Annotated in this window: 3 protein-coding genes; all 3 read right to left on the bottom strand. The window is 38.1% G+C overall.

Annotated elements, in window-relative coordinates; translation table 11 throughout:
- The coding region (locus tag BZG79_RS15445; protein ID WP_199878050.1) for an ATP-binding protein at positions 1–582 on the bottom strand (582 nt) is incomplete at its 3' end.
- Entirely contained in the window at positions 557–793 is a 237-nt protein-coding gene (locus BZG79_RS15440; RefSeq protein ID WP_077774850.1) for a CxC ATPase DNA modification system associated small protein, read from the bottom strand. The genes BZG79_RS15440 and BZG79_RS15445, both read right to left, overlap by 26 nt.
- Positions 793–1,533: helicase-related protein (locus tag BZG79_RS15435; RefSeq protein WP_277919961.1), on the bottom strand; the 741-nt coding region annotated here is incomplete at its 5' end. The genes BZG79_RS15440 and BZG79_RS15435, both read right to left, overlap by 1 nt.

Genomic DNA, 1,533 nt, shown 5'->3' with positions numbered 1-1,533 from the left:
ATACTGCTTTAATTCTCTTTGATAACTTGTCTTTACTGCACTTAAGTGTTTTAAAGTTGTTTGCGCAACCGTTAAACCCAACACTTTATCAATAGCATCTTTGATGTGAGAGAAATCATTTTGACTACTTAAAGTACCAGTACCTTCACCTTGATAGAAAAAATACTGAGACATCTCTTTTGGTAAGACCGTATTTATTAGCGTATTCGGGTTATCCTCAGCTTTTTCCGCATAGCAGCCATTTTCAATTTCGTACACATGCAAGTTACTACTAGTACTATTTTTCACTCTAACTCTTCGAACTTCAAATAAGCGATTCTGGTGTTCGAGTTGCACAGAAACACTAAAGGTATTTTTACCTTGTTCCGCAGCATGTTTATTCAGAAGGTTTTTAGAATCGATTAAGTTTTCAGTGGTTTCTTCATAAAGACACCAGCGAAGAGCATTTAGCAACGCTGTTTTCCCACCATTATTTTCACCATGAATTAGCGTAACTCCGCGCTCTGGATCTACAGCAAAGTCGATAGATTGCTTACCATAGAATTGACGGAAGTTATTAATCTCTAGTTTTATTAGTTTCATTTACGATATCTTCTGCATTGACGTCAATTATGTCTTTGATCTTTTGAATGTGACGAGATTGCACTAAGTCTCCATAGTACAGTTCCTTCTCAAACTGGATTATCTGGAGTGCGGCTTTATGAGCCGCTGACTTATTTGAATAATCCTGATGAGCAATCTGTGTATCCTTATCAACTTCTTTTAATAAAGCTTTAAATGCATTAAGGTCCATCAATAGATTCCTAATTCAATGATTCTTTTATCAATTTCTTTCGAGTTGATAGCTGTTAATTTAAAGTCTTCTACTCTTTCCAACTCCGCCCGACGTAGATTCTGACTAAAGTTATTTACTACACCTGGTAACGGGAGAACAACAAAGTCCACAATCAAGGCTTCATGCTTACCTGCTGTTTTTCGAAGAACACGCCCTCTTCGCTGGACATATTGTCTTGGATTGCGCGTACTCGCTAAGATAAACGCGCTTTGACACACCGGAACATCGATACCTTCATCCAATACTYTCATGGCCACTAAAGAATCAATCCTTTGCTCTTTGAAGCTATTCATAATCCTACTTCGCTCTGACGCTGTCTCTTGAGAAGTGAATTTGGAAACCTTACAGCCATATTCATGTAGACAATTGGTGACCTTAGTTATATAGGGCGTACTATCTCCTGGTGCTGAACCTTCTCCCACATAGATTAAAGAGTGTATTAATGATAGCTCTGGATGTTTTTTCAAATAGGAGATTAATGCTTGCAGTTTACCTGAGCTAGTTGCTAGAATCCTTGCTCTTGCTCCACACATATTAGTTAACATCGACTGCTCATCAATGGATAACCTTGTAGACTTTGCCCTCAAAATTAACTTTTGAATTTTAGCTGAATACTCTTCGTACTGCTGTTGCTCTTCTTCATTAAGATACACTGGAACAAGCTCATAACGGTAGGGGGCGAGTATACCGTCCTTAAT

The sequence above is a fragment of the Salinivibrio sp. MA427 genome, from assembly GCF_001996115.1.
In the GTDB taxonomy this organism is placed as follows: Bacteria; Pseudomonadota; Gammaproteobacteria; order Enterobacterales; family Vibrionaceae; genus Salinivibrio; species Salinivibrio costicola.
The sequence above is the reverse complement of the archived record's forward strand: the minus strand, read 5'-3'. Positions and strand labels throughout refer to the sequence as shown.